At 65.9% G+C, this 16,272-nt stretch carries 13 protein-coding genes and 3 pseudogenes; 4 read left to right on the top strand and 12 right to left on the bottom strand.

Going from position 1 to position 16,272, the window contains the following annotated elements; translation table 11 throughout:
- The first annotated feature begins 5 nt into the window (after positions 1-5).
- Together OWR21_RS08445 and OWR21_RS08440 are read left to right on the top strand one after the other, a co-directional pair.
- Positions 6-1,862 (top strand): M61 family metallopeptidase, encoded by a 1,857-nt coding sequence (locus tag OWR21_RS08445; protein WP_332394992.1) that lies wholly within the window; start codon positions 6-8, stop codon positions 1,860-1,862.
- A 16-nt stretch (positions 1,863-1,878) separates the two neighbouring features.
- Positions 1,879-4,094: pseudogene (locus OWR21_RS08440) on the top strand (FUSC family protein).
- A 481-nt stretch (positions 4,095-4,575) separates the two neighbouring features.
- Here the strand turns inward: OWR21_RS08440 and OWR21_RS08435 are convergent.
- From OWR21_RS08435 to rpe, 9 genes and pseudogenes are all read right to left on the bottom strand, one after another.
- Positions 4,576-5,366: pseudogene (locus tag OWR21_RS08435) on the bottom strand (uracil-DNA glycosylase).
- On the bottom strand, positions 5,363-6,022 hold the full coding sequence (locus OWR21_RS08430) for a CYTH domain-containing protein (protein ID WP_332394991.1): 660 nt from the start codon (positions 6,020-6,022) through the stop codon (positions 5,363-5,365). Before OWR21_RS08430 ends, OWR21_RS08435 begins: the two are co-directional and overlap by 4 nt.
- A 10-nt stretch (positions 6,023-6,032) precedes the next feature.
- Entirely contained in the window at positions 6,033-6,836 is an 804-nt protein-coding gene (trpC, locus tag OWR21_RS08425) for an indole-3-glycerol phosphate synthase TrpC (RefSeq protein ID WP_332394990.1), read from the bottom strand.
- A 1-nt stretch (position 6,837) separates the two neighbouring features.
- The gene (gene trpD / locus OWR21_RS08420; protein ID WP_332395001.1) at positions 6,838-7,887 is read right to left on the bottom strand and encodes an anthranilate phosphoribosyltransferase; all 1,050 of its coding nucleotides are present in this window, start codon (positions 7,885-7,887) and stop codon (positions 6,838-6,840) included.
- Positions 7,888-8,322: a lysozyme inhibitor LprI family protein gene (locus OWR21_RS08415; RefSeq protein WP_428984297.1), complete on the bottom strand. Its 435-nt coding sequence runs from the start codon at positions 8,320-8,322 to the stop codon at positions 7,888-7,890. It abuts the gene before it with no gap.
- A complete protein-coding gene (locus OWR21_RS08410) occupies positions 8,319-8,888 on the bottom strand; it encodes an aminodeoxychorismate/anthranilate synthase component II (RefSeq protein ID WP_232041114.1) in 570 nt (189 codons plus the stop codon). Before OWR21_RS08410 ends, OWR21_RS08415 begins: the two co-directional genes overlap by 4 nt.
- 16 nt (positions 8,889-8,904) lie before the next feature.
- A complete protein-coding gene (gene trpE / locus OWR21_RS08405; RefSeq protein ID WP_316902166.1) occupies positions 8,905-10,437 on the bottom strand; it encodes an anthranilate synthase component I in 1,533 nt (510 codons plus the stop codon).
- 450 nt (positions 10,438-10,887) lie between these two features.
- A complete protein-coding gene (gene gph, locus OWR21_RS08400; protein WP_332394989.1) occupies positions 10,888-11,505 on the bottom strand; it encodes a phosphoglycolate phosphatase in 618 nt (205 codons plus the stop codon).
- Positions 11,506-11,564: 59 nt separating this feature from the next.
- Positions 11,565-12,290, bottom strand: coding sequence for a ribulose-phosphate 3-epimerase (gene rpe / locus OWR21_RS08395; RefSeq protein ID WP_004636669.1), 726 nt, complete (start codon positions 12,288-12,290; stop codon positions 11,565-11,567).
- Positions 12,291-12,434: 144 nt separating this feature from the next.
- Between rpe and apaG the strand changes: the two genes are divergently transcribed.
- Complete coding sequence (gene apaG, locus OWR21_RS08390) at positions 12,435-12,809, top strand: Co2+/Mg2+ efflux protein ApaG (protein ID WP_147219188.1); 375 nt, start codon at positions 12,435-12,437, stop codon at positions 12,807-12,809.
- 7 nt (positions 12,810-12,816) lie between these two features.
- On the opposite strand, the gene OWR21_RS08385 is transcribed toward apaG, so the two are convergent.
- Positions 12,817-13,050: a hypothetical protein gene (locus OWR21_RS08385; protein ID WP_147219190.1), complete on the bottom strand. Its 234-nt coding sequence runs from the start codon at positions 13,048-13,050 to the stop codon at positions 12,817-12,819.
- Positions 13,051-13,124: 74 nt separating this feature from the next.
- On the opposite strand from OWR21_RS08385, the gene mltA reads away from it, so the two are divergent.
- A complete protein-coding gene (gene mltA / locus OWR21_RS08380) occupies positions 13,125-14,279 on the top strand; it encodes a murein transglycosylase A (protein WP_332394988.1) in 1,155 nt (384 codons plus the stop codon).
- A gap of 14 nt (positions 14,280-14,293) precedes the next feature.
- Here mltA and paaK read toward each other — a convergent pair.
- Positions 14,294-15,597 (bottom strand): annotated as a pseudogene (paaK, locus tag OWR21_RS08375) (phenylacetate--CoA ligase PaaK).
- 203 nt (positions 15,598-15,800) lie between these two features.
- The gene (gene paaI, locus OWR21_RS08370) at positions 15,801-16,268 is read right to left on the bottom strand and encodes a hydroxyphenylacetyl-CoA thioesterase PaaI (RefSeq protein ID WP_332395000.1); all 468 of its coding nucleotides are present in this window, start codon (positions 16,266-16,268) and stop codon (positions 15,801-15,803) included.
- Positions 16,269-16,272 lie beyond the last annotated feature (4 nt).

Below are 16,272 nucleotides of genomic sequence, written 5' to 3'. Positions count from 1 at the left end.
CCGCCATGAAGCCGATCCGCTACACCATCGCCCCCGCCGCGCCCGAGGCGCACATTTTCACCGTCACCGTCACGGTTGACGCGCCCGATGCCCAGGGCCAGCGCTTTTCGCTGCCGGCGTGGATTCCGGGCAGCTACATGATCCGCGAGTTCGCGCGCAACATCGTGCGGATCGAGGCGTCGTCCGCCCACAGGCCGGTGCGCCTGACCAAGGTCGACAAGCACACGTGGTGGGCCGCGCCGTGCACCGGGCCGCTGACGATTTCCTACGACGTCTATGCGTGGGACTTGTCGGTGCGCGCCGCGCATCTGGACGCCACGCACGGCTTCTTCAACGGCACGTCGGTATTCCTGCGCGTGGAAGGCGCGGATGACCAGCGCTGCCTCGTTGACATCCAGCCGCCCGCCGGAGAGGCCTACCGCGGCTGGCGTGTCGCCACCGCGCTGCGCGAAGCGACCGGCCGCGTCCAGGGCAAGGCCGGCGCCAAGCGCTACGGCTTTGGCTGGTACGAAGCGGCCAATTACGACGAGCTGATCGACCACCCCGTCGAGATGGGCACGTTCGAGCTGGTGTCGTTCGAGGCCTGCGGTGCGCAGCACGACGCCGTCTTTACCGGCCGTGTGCCGAACCTCGATCTGGAACGCATCGCCCGCGATTTCAAGCGCATCTGCGAAGCGCAGATCCGCCTGTTCGAGCCGCAGACCGCCACGGCGCCGTTCCTCGACAGCAACCGCCGCTACGTCTTCATGACGATGGTCACCACCGACGGCTACGGCGGCCTGGAACACCGCGCCAGCACCGCATTGATGTGCGCGCGCGCCGATCTGCCCGTCACTGGCCGCGATGAAACCACCGAGGGCTATCGCACCTTCCTCGGCCTCGTCAGCCACGAGTATTTCCACACGTGGAACGTCAAGCGCATCAAGCCGGCCACCTTCGTGCCGTACGCACTCGACCGCGAGGTCCACACGCCGCTGTTGTGGTTGTTTGAAGGTTTCACGAGCTACTACGACGACCTGATGCTGGTGCGCTCGGGCCTGATCTCCGAAGCGCAGTATCTGGAGATGCTCGGCAAGACGTGGAACGGCGTGCTGCGCGGCAGCGGCCGCCTCAAGCAGAGCGTGGCCGAAAGCTCGTTCGACGCCTGGACGAAGTACTACCGCCAGGACGAAAACGCGCCCAACGCCATCGTCAGCTACTACACCAAGGGCTCGCTGGTGGCGCTGGCGCTGGACCTGACGATCCGCACGCAGACCCACGGCGAACGTTCGCTCGATGACGTGATGCGTGCCCTGTGGGTCACGTACGGCCGCGATTTCTACGCCGCCGGCCACACGCAGCGCGGCGTGACCGAAGCCGGGCTCATCACCCTGATGGAAGAGACCACCGGTGTGCGCCTGCGCACCCTCGTGCGCCAATTGAGCGAAGGCCGCGACGACCCGCCGCTGCCCGCCCTCTTCAAGGCGATGGGCGTGAGCGCCACGCGCAAGGCCGCCGACACGGCGCTCGCGCTGGGCGTCAAGACGGCCGCCGAAAACGGCTTCGTCAAGCTGCAGCAGGTCTTCGACGATAGCCCGGCGCAGCGCGCTGGTTTGTCCGCCGGCGACCTGATCGTTGCAGTGGACGGCCTGCGTGTGCCGGCCGGCCAGCTCGACAAGATGCTCACGCGCCATCGCGCCGGCGATACCGTGCCGGTGCACGTGTTCCGCCGCGACGAACTGATGACGCTGAACGTGACGCTCGCCACCGATGCGACGCCGCAGTTCACGCTGGCGCTGGCGACGGAGCCCTCGCCGCTGCGCTCGGCGTGGCTGGGCAAGCGGTCGTCAGCGCGCAAGGTGACGCGCGGCAAGTCGGCCTGACGCGTCGCCTGATCCGATGGATTACGTCCACGATCCGCGCACGTTCCTCTACAGCCATTACGTCTCGCGGGGCATCCGTACTGCCACCGGCGTGATCGGCCTGACGCTGCTCGCGCTGCTGGTGATGGATCTGCAGGGCGCGATGGTGGTGTCGATCGGCGCGCTGTGCACCAGCCTCATGGATTTGCCCAGCCCGCTGCGGCACAAATTCAACGAGATGATGGCGTGCGTGCTGCTGACCACGGCCGTCACGTTCCTCGTGGCGGTCGTGACGCCATACGCGATCCTGCCGGCAGTGATCGTGGTGGTGAGCTTCCTGGCGGGGCTCATGGTGGCGTACGGCAACAAGACGATGCCGCTGCAGTTTGCGGCGCTCTTCGTCATGACGCTGACCTTTACCGAGGAATTCGCCTTCCGCGAAGCCGTGGAGCACACGCTGCAGTTCTTCCTCGGCGCGATCGGCTACATGGCGTTTGCGATGGCGGTGGCGTGGGGCCAGCGCCGCCGCATCAAAGAGCAGGTGCTGGCCGAATGCCTGTACGAACTGGCTGTGTACGTGGAACGCAAGGCCGGCTTCTACGACGCATCCAAGGATTTCGACGAGCAGTTCAATGCGCTCGTGCGCCAGCAGATTTCGGTGGCCGACAAGCAGCAGGTGGCGCGCGATTTCGTCTTCCGCGATAACCGCACCGCCAGCGATGGGCGCCTCGTGCAGATCCACATGCGGATGCTCGATATCTACGAGTACCTGCTGTCGTCCAATACCGATTACCCGCTGCTGCGCCGTGGCTGGCCGACGCCGAGGTGATGCGTCTGCTGCGGGACGTGATCGAACGCATGCGCCTGGACATCGAAGGCGTGGCCTATGCCGTTGGCCGCGACAGGCCGTCGCCCACGCCGATGTCGTATGACCAGGAGATGGCCGCCATTGAAGGCGCGTTGCACGAACTGCAGCACAACCACCATGGCGTGCCCATCGAAGCCATCGCGGCGCTGGAGGAATCGGTGGCCACGGTGCGCGGTGCAATCCGCCTGATGGCGCAGCTGCACGCCGCCACCGCCACACCGGTCGAACTGTCGCAGGTGCTGCTGCGCCCGGACATGACGCCGTTTCTCACGCGGCAGAAATACGAGCTGCGGCTGGTGCTGGAAGAGCTGACGTGGCGTTCGCCGGTGCTGCGCTTTGCGCTGCGCATCTCGATGGCCGTGGCTGCCGGTTTGTGGATTGCCGACCACCTGCCATATGCGTCGCATGGCTACTGGGTGTTGCTGACCATCGTCGTCATCCTCAAGCCGACCTTCAGCATGACGCGCCAGCGCAACTTCGACCGGGTGCTCGGCACGCTGATCGGCTGCGTGATTGCGGCGGTGATTCTGCGCTTCACCCATTCGACGTGGGTCCTGATGGGCGTGCTGTACCTGTCGACGGCGGCAAGCGCGGCCTTCGTCACCGTGCGCTACCGCTACACGGCCATCGCGGCGTGCGTGCAGGTGCTCATCCAGATCAACCTGCTGCTGCCCGGCAGCAAGGACGCCATTGGAGAACGGCTCGTCGATACGCTGATCGGCGCGGCCATCGCCACCGCGTTCAGCTATGTGCTGCCTGCCTGGGAATACCGCAACCTGCCCAAGCTGGTGGACGACGTGCTGCGCACCAACCGCCGCTTTATCGAAGCCGCGCGCGACTTGCTGCTCGGCACGCTCAAGGACGACTTCGCCTATCGCGTGCAGCGCAAGCAGTTCATGGAATCGCTGACCGGGCTCATCGCTGCCTTCGCGCGCATGCTCGACGAGCCCAAGAGCCGGCACCGCGCCGTCGACAACCTGAACCGCTTCATCGTGCAGAACTACCTCGTGGCGGCGCACGTCGCGGCGGTGCGTATTCTTGTGCGGCAACGCGCGCAGGAACTGGATGAGGCCGATACGCGGGCGCTGGTCGAGCAAACGGCAGAAGCCGCGCTCGAAAGCCTGGCGCGCGCCAAGGAGCGCTTCGACCAGGCCGTCCACGAAGGCGGGTGGGGCGTGCGCCCGCGCGACACGCAGGAGCTGGGCGCAGCCGACTTCGCCGATCAGTCGGCACGCTCGCGCATGGTCGACGCTGCGGCCGAATCGGAATCGCTGTCGGCGATGCACCTGCTGGAGCGCCGCCTGCAGGCGCTTCGGGCCGACACGTCCAAGATCGCATTGCGCTGCGGTGCGCTCGGGCGCGCGCTGCGTATTTCGAAGGGCTAGGCGGGGCCGGCGGTTGCCTGGCTTCGCACGGGCGGCGCTCTTCCCCGCGCCAGCGTCGAGCCTTGGACCTTCCACGACGGGGCTCAACGAGCCGACGTCCAGCTACAGACACTCGACTTCCAGTATCCGAGCGTCAAAGGTCAGCGTCAGAGGGCCGAGGTCGAGTCTCGGAGGGCCGACCACGGACCTTGAAGACTCAAACTGGAGTCGGAAAAAAGTCGAATTTGAGCCTCGGAGAGTCGAGCGCGACCCTCAGACAGTCAAAGACGACCTTCAGACCGTGAACGTTGGGCCTCGGAGGGTCAAAGTGTCGGACCTCAGAGAGTCGAAGTCGAATCTCGGAGGCTCGAAGTCGGTCCCCCGGGAGTCAAAGTCGAACCTTGGAGAGCCGACCTCGGCCCTTAGACATTCAACGCCGGCCCTTAGACGGTCAACGCCGGAGCTTGGCGGCTCGTCGATGGAGCTGCATGGCCCGTGCGTTTCAGGCAGCCTGCGGTTTCAGCCAGTCGATGGTCGGTTGGTGCTGCGCCGCCAGCCAATCATTGGCCGTCTTGAAATGCCCGCACCCCAAGAACCCCCGATGCGCGGACAGCGGCGAGGGGTGCGGCGCCTCCAGCACCAGGTGCCCGTCCGGCAGCAGCGCGCGCTTGGCCTGTGCGTGGCTGCCCCACAGCATGAATACGCGCTTGTGGCCGACGCGCGCGAGCTGCTCCAGCAGGCAATCGGTGATGCGTTCCCACCCGCGCTTGGCGTGGCTCGCCGCCTGCCCTTGCTCGACGGTGAGCACCGTGTTCAGCAGCAGCACGCCTTGTTGTGCCCAGCCCTCCAGATTGCCCGAGGTGCCTGGCAGCTTGCAGCCGAATTCCGCTTCGATTTCCTTGTAGATATTGCGCAGGCTTGGCGGCACGCGCACGCCGGCCGGCACCGAAAACGCCAAGCCGTGCGCCTGCGGAATCTCGCGGCCATCGACGGTGCCCGTGCCGTGATACGGATCCTGGCCGAGGATGACGACGCGCACATCGTCCACCGAGGTCAGGTGCAGGGCACGAAAAACGTCCGTCGGAAAGATCGGCTTGCCCGCGGCGCGCTCGCCATCGACAAGGCGCATAGCTCCGGCCAATTGGTCTGCGCGATACACGACGTGAGGATTGCCTTCCAGTCGGCGGGCAGGGCATCGAACTGCTGGGCCAGCGGGGTGAAACCGACGGCGGTCGTGTCCGCTGCGGGTTCGTCGAAAAGAGCGGCTTGCGCCGGATTGGCGCGTCGCGTCACGGCTGGCCCCCAGTGGCTTTCGCGCGCAGCTGGTAGCCGCGTTGCGCCTTGCTGATGTCGAGCGGCGTGAGGCCGGCCACGGCGGCGCGCAGCTTCTGCGTCCAGGCGTGCAGGCGTTCGGCAACTGCGTCTTCGGTGAGCGTGCTGCCCGCGGCGGGCTTCCACTCCAGTTCCAGTTCGTCGATCGGCTCGCGTGCCTGGGTGCCGGGGATGAGGATGGCGCCGGCATCCAGCGCGATCTCGATCTCACCGCCATCCGCTGCGACATGCCACAGGCGGCGCGTGAAGTCGGTGCGGAACAGCGGGGCGAGCGCAGCCGCATGCGGGCGGACATAGTCGGCGGCTTCGGCGGCGTTGTTGGCAGCGAAGGCATCGACGGACAGTGCGTCGTTCTGCAGCGGCACCTCCCATTCGTGGCGGGCGCTCAGACCGGACGTACTCACGGCTGCGGTTTTCAGCGTTTGCAGCCATTGGCTGCCCTGACGACGCACGCGCAACGCGGCGCGGTTGCGTGCCAGCGCCTGGTCGGGTGTGTCGTAGTAGACGTTCGCCAATTCCACCGAGCCGGCCGCCTGCGCATGGGCGTCGAGCCAGCCGACCAGTGCGTCGTGCGTGCCGGCCGAAACGGCCAGCTTCAGTTCAATCTCGCGGGCCATGGTGTGGCGCTCAGGCGAACAGGCGGGCCAGTTCGGCGCCCGGGTCGTCTGCACGCATGAAGGCTTCGCCGACGAGGAACGCGTTGACGGCGGCGGCGCGCATCTTGCGCACGTCGTCCGACGTGAGGATGCCGGATTCCGTGACGACGATGCGATCGTCCGGCATGTGCTTGAGCAGGCCGAGCGTGTTGTCGAGCGACGTCTCGAACGTGCGCAGGTTGCGGTTGTTCACGCCCACCAGCGGCGTTTGCAGACGCAGCGCGCGGTCCAGCTCATGGCCGTCGTGCACTTCCACCAGCACGTCCATGCCGAGTTCCAGCGCGCACGCTTCGAGTTCTTCCATCAAGCCCTGGTCCAGCGCGGCGACGATCAGCAGGATGCAGTCCGCGCCCCACGAGCGGGCTTCGTACACCTGGTACAGATCCACCATGAAGTCCTTGCGCAGCACCGGCAGCGCGCAGGCGGCGCGCGCCTCGCGCAGGTAATCGGCGTGGCCCTGGAAGAATTGCTCGTCGGTCAGGACGGAGAGGCAGGCGGCGCCGTGCTCCGCATAGCTGCGGGCGATGTCGGCGGGCTTGAAGTTCGGGCGCAGCACGCCCTTGGACGGTGACGCCTTTTTCACTTCGGCGATGACCGCCGCGTTGCCGGCGGCGATCTTGTCGCGCATCGCCTTGGCAAAGCCGCGGGTGCCGAGCGTGCTGTCGGTGCGGTTGGCTTCGGCTTCGGCGCGTACGCTGGCGAGGTCGCGGTGCTTGCGGGCGGCGGCCACTTCTTCGGCCTTCACGGCCAGGATTTTCTGCAGGATGTCGGACATATCAGGCTTTGAACTGGTTGGTGACGCGCACGAGTTCGTCAAGCTTGGCACGTGCCGCGCCGGAGGCGATGGCTTCGCGGGCCAGCTTCATGCCGTCGCCGATCGAGCCGGCGATGTTGGCTGCGTACAGTGCAGCACCCGCGTTGAGCGAGACGATCTCGCGCGGCGTGCCGGGCTTGTTCTCGAGGGCGTCGATCAGCATGGCTTTGGATTCGTCGGCGTCGGCCACCTTCAGGCTGCGGTTGGAGACCATCTGCAGCCCGAAGTCTTCCGGGTGGATTTCGTATTCGGTGACGACGCCGTCCTTGAGTTCCCCGACCAGCGTGGCAGCGCCGAGCGACACCTCGTCCATGCCGTCCTTGCCGTAGACGACCACCGCGTGCTTGGCGCCCAGGCGTTGCATCACGCGCACCTGAATGCCGACCAGGTCCGGATGGAACACGCCCATCAAGATGTTCGGCGCGCCGGCCGGGTTGGTCAGCGGCCCCAGGATGTTGAAGATCGTGCGCACGCCCAGTTCCTTGCGGATCGGGGCGACGTTCTTCATGGCCGGGTGGTGGTTGGGCGCGAACATGAAACCGATGCCCGCCGTCTCGATCGATTCGGCCACCTGCTCGGGCGTCAGCATGATGTTCACGCCCAGCGCTTCCAGCACATCGGCGCTGCCGGATTTGGAGCTGACGCCGCGTCCGCCATGCTTGGCGATGCGCGCGCCGGCCGCTGCCGCCACGAACATCGAGGCGGTGGAGATGTTGAAGGTGTTGGCGCCGTCGCCGCCCGTGCCGACGATGTCGACAAAGTGATCGGACACCTCAGCGGGTACATCAACCTTGGTGGCGAATTCGCGCATGACGGTGGCAGCGGCCGCGATTTCGCCGATGGTCTCTTTTTTGACGCGCAGCCCCATGGTGAGGGCGGCTGCCATGACGGGCGACATCTCGCCGCGCATGATGAGCCGCATCAGGTGCAGCATTTCGTCGTGGAAGATTTCCCGATGTTCGATACAGCGGACGAGCGCTTCTTGCGGGTGATGGACATGGTCGTTCCGTATTCAGTTGGGCGCTGCCGGAGCCGCAGCCGGGGTGACCGGCTGTGCGGCGTCGCGCAAGGCGCCGATGCGCTCACGCGAGAGATCGGCCTCGCATGCGGCTTCTGCCAGGTCGGCATCGGGCGCATTGCGGGCCAGGCGGCGTTGCAGGTCGCATTCGGCCTGCCGGTAGAGTTGGTGTGCGCGCACGGTGCGGTCGAATGCCATGGCGGCGCCAGGGTCCGTGCCTTTGTTGGCAGCCATGCGGGCGCGCAGCGCGGTGCGGCGTGTCGATTCGGCCGACGCCAGTTCCGTTTGTGCCGCCTTGCGTGCGGTCTGCACGCATTGGGCGACGTTGCCGGCCTCGGGCTGGGCCGCGCGGCAGGCGTCCAGCGTACCGGCCATCGCCGGCAGGCTCGCCATCATCGCCAGCGCGACCGTGCATGCGCGGCGCATCAGACGCGTTCCTTCAGGAAATTGCCGAGCAGCGCGTGGCCGTGTTCCGACAGGATCGATTCCGGGTGGAACTGCACGCCTTCCACCGGCAGCGTCTTGTGGCGCACGCCCATGATTTCGCCGTCTTCGGTCCAGGCGGTAATTTCCAGGCAGTCGGGCAGCGTTTCGCGCTCAATGGCAAGCGAGTGATAGCGCGTCACCTTGAAATGCCGCGGCAGGTTGGCGAACACGCCCACGCCGGTGTTTTCGATGGTGCTGACCTTGCCGTGCATCACTTTCTGCGCGCGGATCACGCGGCCGCCAAACGCATCGGCAATGGCCTGGTGCCCGAGGCACACACCGAGGATGGGCACGCGCCCCGCAAAGTGCTTGAGCGCCGGAACGAGGATGCCGGCTTCGGTGGGCGTGCATGGGCCAGGCGACAGGCAGATGCGCTCCGGGTTCAGCTTTTCGATCTCTTCGATCGTGATCTCGTCGTTGCGATAGGTGCGCACGTCCTGGCCGAGTTCACCAAAGTACTGGACGATGTTGTAGGTAAAGGAGTCGTAGTTATCGAGCATCAACAGCATGGTGGTCTCCTTAACCTCAGAAATCGGCGTCGAGGCCGTCTTGCACTTGCTCGGCCGCACGCAGGACGGCGCGCGCCTTGTGTTCGGTTTCCCTCCATTCGGCATCCGGGTCCGAATCGGCCACCACGCCGGCGGCGGCCTGCACATAGAGATTGCCGTCCTTGATGATGCCGGTGCGGATGGCAATGGCCAGATCCATCTCGCCCGAGAAGGAGAGATAGCCCACCGCGCCGCCGTAGATGCCGCGCTTGACCGGCTCCAGCTCGTCGATGATCTCCATCGCGCGCACCTTGGGCGCGCCCGACAGCGTGCCCGCCGGGAAGGTTGCGCGCAGCACGTCCATGTTCGTCATGCCCGGTTTCAGGCGGCCCTCGACGGAGCTGACGATGTGCTGCACGTGCGAATACTTCTCGATGACCATCTGGTCCGTCACCTTGACCGAGCCGATCTCGGCAATGCGGCCGATGTCGTTGCGCGCCAGGTCGATCAGCATGACGTGCTCGGCGATTTCCTTCGGGTCGTTGAGCAGCTCGGTGGCGAGTTCAGCGTCGCGCTCGGGCGTGTTGCCGCGCGGGCGCGTGCCGGCCAGCGGGCGGATCGTCACGATGCGGGCGGATTCGTCCGCGCCGTTGCTGCTGTTTTCAGCAGCCGGCACACGGCGCTCTTCCTGGCGCACCAGGATTTCCGGCGACGCCCCGACGATCTGCATGTCGCCGAAGTTGTAGAAGTACATGTACGGCGACGGGTTCAGCGAGCGCAGCGCGCGGTACAGCGACAGCGGCGCATCGCGGAACGGCTTGACCAGGCGCTGGCCGATCTGCACCTGCATCATGTCGCCGGCAGCGATGTATTCCTTGGCCTTGAGCACGGCGGTGATGTAGTCCGCCTTGTCGAACTCGCGGATGGTGTCGGTGCGCACCGACGCCGACGTCACCGGCACATCGACCGGCTGGTGCAGCTTCGTACGCAACGCGCGCAGCCGCTGCTTGGCGCGCGAATAGGCTTCGGGTTTCGACGGGTCGGCGTAGACGATGAGGTAGAGCTTGCCCGACAGGTTGTCGATCACGGCCAGCTCTTCGCAGAGCATGAGCTGGATGTCGGGCAGTTGCAGATCGTCGGGCGGGGCGGTCTCGGCCAGGCGCGGTTCGATGAAGCGCACGGCGTCGTAGCCGAAATAGCCGGCCAGGCCGCCGCAGAATCGCGGCAGGCCCGGGCGCAGCGCCACTTTCTGGCGGCGCTCGAAGGCGGCGATGAAGTCCAGCGGGTTACCTTCGTTCGTCTCCACCACCTTGCCGTCGGTCACCACTTCCGTGCGGTTGCCCTTGGCGCGCAGCAGCGTGTGCGCATGCAGGCCGATAAAGGAGTAACGCCCGAAGCGCTCGCCGCCTACCACCGATTCCAGCAGGAACGTATGCGTGCCGCGATCGTGCGATTGCGCCAGCTTCAGATACAGCGACAGCGGCGTCTCCAGGTCGGCCAGTGCCTCGGCAATCAGCGGGATGCGGTTGTAGCCCTGGTCGGCCAGCGATTTGAATTCGAGTTCGGTCATGAGCGGTCAGGTCGATTCGCCGGGCGGGACGGTTGCGCGCCCACCGGCATGCGTTCGCTCCACGGCAAACGCAAGAGCGTCAATGATGCCGTCGGAACGTTAGCAGAACATCAGGGATGGGAACGCGCGAACGTCGTAAAGCGACCGTGCGATCCCGCAAGGGTCGTCCGCAGCCGATAGCGGGCCAGTGGAAGACCGGCGGGCGGTCAGCGTTTGGGGCAGGAGATGCGAGGGTGGTTTGGGCGGCGCGTTGATGACGCGCCAGAATGCCGAAACCGGGGAAGAACGATCAGCAGCCGTGCAAACGCTTACGCCCGAGCGAGGGCGTGCCAGGGCCGCCAGGGCCAAGCCCCCGGTCACCACCAGCGTCGACGCGTTTGCGATTCAGGAACATGGATCGTCAGTTGGAAGCGGCAGAGATGGCGTTGTGGGGCTCTGCATAGGGCCGGATCAACTCGGCTGCCGCAAAAGTGTGTCGACTATAGCATCGGCTCCGGCGGCCTGTATAGGCTGGCCGTGGTTGTAGCCATACGGCACCGCCAGCACGCGCATGCCGGCCGCTCGCGCCGCTCGGGCGTCGTTTTCCGAATCGCCAATGGCCACGATTTCAGCCGGGGCGACGCCAAACGCCTCCGCCACCCGGAGCATGGGGTACGGATCGGGCTTGCGATACGGGAACGCGTCGCCTGGGTAGACAAGGTCGAAATACGTGTTCAAGCCGAGTTGCGCGAGCAGCGGCTGCGTGAAATCGTGTGGTTTGTTCGTCACGCACGCGAGCGCGAGACCCATGTCGCGCAGTGCGGCCAGCCCTTCGTGTACGCCGTTGTAAACATTGACGTGCCGGCCGTTGATGGCGATGTAGGCGCGCTGGTAAGCCTCCAGTCCCTCCGCAAAGCGGCTGTTGGCCTGCGCGGGCGGCAGGCGCGCGTCAAGCACGCGCCGCACGAGGTTTTCCGAGCCTTTGCCGACGTAGCCGACGACTTCCTCGGCCGGCATGTCAGGCGTGGCGCCAAGTGCCTCCAGCATTGCGTTGATGGCGGCGTGGAAGTCGCCCGCCGTGTCAACCATCGTCCCGTCCAAGTCGATGATGACGGCGCGGACGGGGCCGGCGGGTAGCGCGCCCGTCGTCATGCCAACGGGGCCAGCGCCTGGCGCAGCGCGCCCACGGTGCCCCGGTAGCCGCCATCCGCATCCGGCTTGCCGAACACTGCCGAACCGGCGACGAAGGTGTCGGCGCCGGCCTTGGCAATCTCGGCGATGTTGTCGGCCTTCACGCCGCCGTCGATCTCCAGCAGGATCTTGCGGCCGGTCTTGTCCTGGTATGCGTCGAGCTTCTGGCGTACGGCGCGCAGCTTGTTCAGCGCTTCCGGAATGAACGATTGGCCGCCAAAGCCCGGGTTGACCGACATGATCAGCACCATGTCGAGGCGGTCCATCACATGATCCAGGTAGTGCAGCGGCGTGGCGGGGTTGAAGACGAGGCCGGCCTTGCAGCCGTTGTCGCGGATCAGCGCCAGCGACCGGTCGATGTGCTCGGAAGCTTCCGGGTGAAAGGTGATCAGGTCGGCGCCGGCCTTGGCGAAGTCCGGAATGATGCGATCGACCGGGCTGACCATCAGGTGCACGTCGATCGGCACGGGCTTGCCATCCTTTTGCGCGTGCGGGCGGATCGCTTCGCAGACGAGCGGCCCAACGGTCAGGTTCGGCACATAGTGGTTGTCCATCACATCAAAGTGGATCCAGTCGGCGCCCGATTCGAGCACGCGGCGCACTTCTTCGCCCAGGCGGGCAAAGTCGGCGGAGAGGATGGACGGGGCGATGCGGAAACCGGACGGATCGATGGCTGCGGACATGATGGGAGACGGATAAGGCGCGCGAACTTGCACGCGAATGCGCAAAAGAAGGGCGCTATTTTAGCCGGATCGGCTGTCTGGCCGCGCCTTGCCGCTGCCACAGCCATGCCGCACAATGGGCGCCAATTCTGATTGTGGATCGACATGCCGAGCTACGAACTCACCGTCCAGGTCCGGACGCGCTATCTGCCGGAGCAATCCGAGCCGGAACACGGCAACTTCGCCTTTGCCTACACCATCACCATCCGCAACACCGGTGACGTGCCGAGCCAGCTGATCTCCCGCCACTGGGTGATTACCGACGCCGATGAGCAGGTGCAGGAAGTGAACGGCCTGGGTGTGGTCGGCCATCAGCCGCTGCTGCCGCCGGGCGAATCTTTCGAATATACGAGCTGGGCGACCATCAAGACGCCCGTGGGTACGATGCGCGGCGAATATTTCTGCGTGGCCGAAGACGGTCACCGCTTCGAGGCGCCCATCCCCGAATTTGCGCTGGTCATGCCGCGCATGCTGCACTGATCGGGAATCAGGGCGCGTCGGAATTGGCGGCTTGAGAATCTTTTGGCGCTGCGTCGGTCGATTGCGAAGGCTTGGCAGCGTCGCTGTGGCGCGACGGATGTTCGGGCGGCGCACGCAGTGGGCGTGGATGCTTCTTGGCGCCAGACATCGTCCAGATCACGATGAAAATGAGCAGGAACAGCGCCACGCCGGCCTCCAGGCCGAACAGCATCATCGGATGGTTTTCGAAGAATTCGCTCATGGTCGACGGCGGGAAGCTCGGGTGCGAGGCATTGTAGCCAACCCCGCAGCCGCATCGGACAGGATGGAACACGCATGACAGCAGCAACCTTGGACGCATTGACACCAGCCCGCAACGCTCTGCGCCGCCGATGGGCTGCCCGGTTTGGTTCCTTTGCCGCAGCCCTGGTCGCCGCAATGCTGGCAGCCTGCACGAGCGGGCCGCCGCCGCGCGTCGAAACGCCGCAAGCGCCCACAGGTACGCTCGGCGGGCATCTGGCCCCCGCTACCTGGGCCGATGTGTCGGGCTGGACCGCCGATGACCTTGCCTCCGCCTGGCCCGCCCTGCAATCGAACTGCCAGGCGATGAAGCGCCGCGCCGATTGGTCGCGTGTCTGCACCGCCGGCCTGATGGTCGATGCCGGCGACCCGATTGCCATGCGCGTGTTCTTTGAAGACAACTTCACGCCGTATCGCGTGGTGAAGGACGACGGCACCGACAGCGGCCTCATCACCGGTTATTACGAACCGCTGCTGCGCGGCTCGCGCACCCGCCACGGTGTCTATCAGACGCCGCTGTACCGCATGCCCGCCGCGTGGCGCGGCAAAACGCTGCCGGCCCGCGCGCAGTTGATCCGCAGTCCGGCGCTGCAGGGGCAGGAAATTGTCTGGGTGGATGATCCGGTCGAAGCGGCGTTCCTGCAGATTCAGGGTTCGGGCCAGGTCCAGCTGGAAGAGGGCGGCATCATGCGCTTGGGCGTGGGCGGCACGAACAACCAGCCGTTCCGTTCATTTGCGCGCTGGTTGCTCGACATGGGCGAAATTACGCCAGTGCAAGCCACCATGCAGGGCATCAAGGCCTGGGCGCGCGCCAATCCGGGCCGTGTCGAAGAGATGCTCAACATCAACCCCCGTTACGTGTTCTTTGCCGAGACGCCCGGCAACACGGGCGGCCCCATCGGCAAGCTGGGCGTGCCGCTGACGGACGAACGCTCGATCGCCGTCGACCCGACGTACATTCCGCTGGGCTCGCCGGTGTTCCTGTCGACGACCAAGCCGCTGTCGGCCGATCCGATCCAGAAGCTCGTTTTTGCGCAGGACGTGGGTTCTGCCATTCGCGGTGCCGTGCGCGCCGACTATTACTTCGGCCACGGCGATGCCGCGGGCGACCTGGCGGGCCGCATGAAGCAGACGGGCCGCCTTTGGGTGCTCGTGCCGAAGGGTGGCAGCATCGGCGTCGCCACCCGCTGAGAAACGTCGAGCCACTAACCGCGCCGCAAGTCCACCACGCGGCGCGCCTTGCCGACGGAGCGCTCGATTCCGCCGCTGGCCAGCGTCTCGATCGCGGCGGTCACGCCGATCAACGACTTGATGTCATGCGCCAGTTGGCTGCTAGCCGATTTGGCCGCGTCCGCGGAGGCGCCCAGCGCCGCCTCGATCCGCACCGTCAGCGTATCCAACGGTCCTTCCTTGCCGAGCACGCATTGGTAGTGCGGTGACAGCGCCGCGTGCTTCAGGATCAATTCCTCGATCTGCGATGGAAACACGTTCACACCGCGCACGATCATCATGTCGTCGCAGCGGCCGGTGATTTTTCCATGCGCCGGAAGCCCGGTCGCGCCGTGCCGGGCAACAGGCGCGTCAGATCGCGCGTGCGATAGCGCACCACCGGCATCGCTTCCTTGGTCAGCGACGTGAAGACCAGTTCGCCGAATTCGCCGTCGGGCAGCACCTCGCCGGTGTTCGGATCAATGATCTCCGGATAGAAGTGGTCTTCCCAGATGGTCGGGCCGTCCTTGGTTTCGGCGCATTCGCTGGCAACGCCCGGCCCCATCACCTCCGACAGGCCGTAGATATCGACTGCCGAAAGCCCCATGCGCGCTTCGATGGCGCTGCGCATTTCGGGCGTCCATGGCTCGGCGCCGAAGATGCCGATCTGCAGGCTAGACGCGGCCGGGTCCATGCCCTGGCGCTCAAATTCATCGGCAATTGCCAGCATGTAGCTGGGCGTGACCATGATGATCTGCGGCTGAAAATCGCAGATGAGCTGCACTTGCCGCTCGGTTTGCCCGCCGCCGAACGGGATGGCCGTGAGCCCCGCACGCTCCACGCCGTAATGCGCGCCCAGGCCGCCGGTGAACAGGCCGTAGCCGTAGCTCACGTGAACCTTGTCGCCGTGCCGGGCACCTGCCGCCCGGATCGAGCGCGCCACCAACCCGGCCCATGTGTCGATATCCGCCAGCGTGTAGCCGACAACCGTGGGTTTGCCCGTCGTGCCCGACGACGCGTGGATGCGCGCGATCCGATCCTGCGGCACCGCAAACATGCCGAACGGATAGTTGTCGCGCAAATCGGTCTTGGTCGTGAACGGAAACTTCGCCAGATCGGCAAGCGACTGCAAATCCGACGGATGCACGCCTGCCGCGTCGAACTTTGCCCGGTAGGCGGGCACGTTCTCATATGCGTGCGCGAGGCTGCGCTTCAGGCGTTCAAGCTGCAGAGCCTGGATGGCGTCGCGGCTGGCCGTTTCGATCGGATCGAGCGGCAGGTCGGTCGAGCGGGGGCGCATGCGGGTCTCCTCGGGGCGCCGTCGTGCGAACCTGCTCACGATCCTACTGCGCGTCCCGATCTTGGCCCTGCGATGCACACCGTACCCACGTACGGTTGCGCTTCTCGGGCCAACGTCGGGCCGCTCGCGACGGATCGTGAACAGGTTCTGAGGCGTCCTCTAATGGTGATGCGGTTTTGTGGAGGGCTTTATAAGACGTCTAGCTAGGGTTCTGGGCTGCCCGGGACCGGAATGACCTGGCCGCGAATCTGTGCAGACTTGCCGCGAAACATGGCGACCACCTCGCCGGCCTGGTTTGTCACGCGTACGTCGTAGATGCCGTGCCGGCCGGACAAGACCTGCTCGGTTGCCTCGGCGACCAGCACATCGCCGCCATGCGCCGGCCGCAGGAATTCGACGCTGCAGCCCGCCGCCACCGTATTGTGGTTGTGGCTGTTGCAGGCAAACGCGAAGGCCGAATCGGCCAGCGTGAAGATCAATCCGCCATGACAGGTGCGATGCCCGTTGAGGAATTCAGGCCGCACCGCCATGGAAAGCCGAGCAAAGCCGGGCGCGACCGCCTGCACGCGCATGCCGAGCCAGCGCGTGCAGGCATCGGCGTCGAACATGCTTTTGCAGGCGGTTTCAGCCAGCGCCTGCGCATCGTGGAGGGTCGTTTCCGTCACGCTGATGTCC

The sequence above is a fragment of the Ralstonia sp. 1B3 genome, assembly GCF_036631435.1.
The sequence above is the reverse complement of the archived record's forward strand: the minus strand, read 5'-3'. Positions and strand labels throughout refer to the sequence as shown.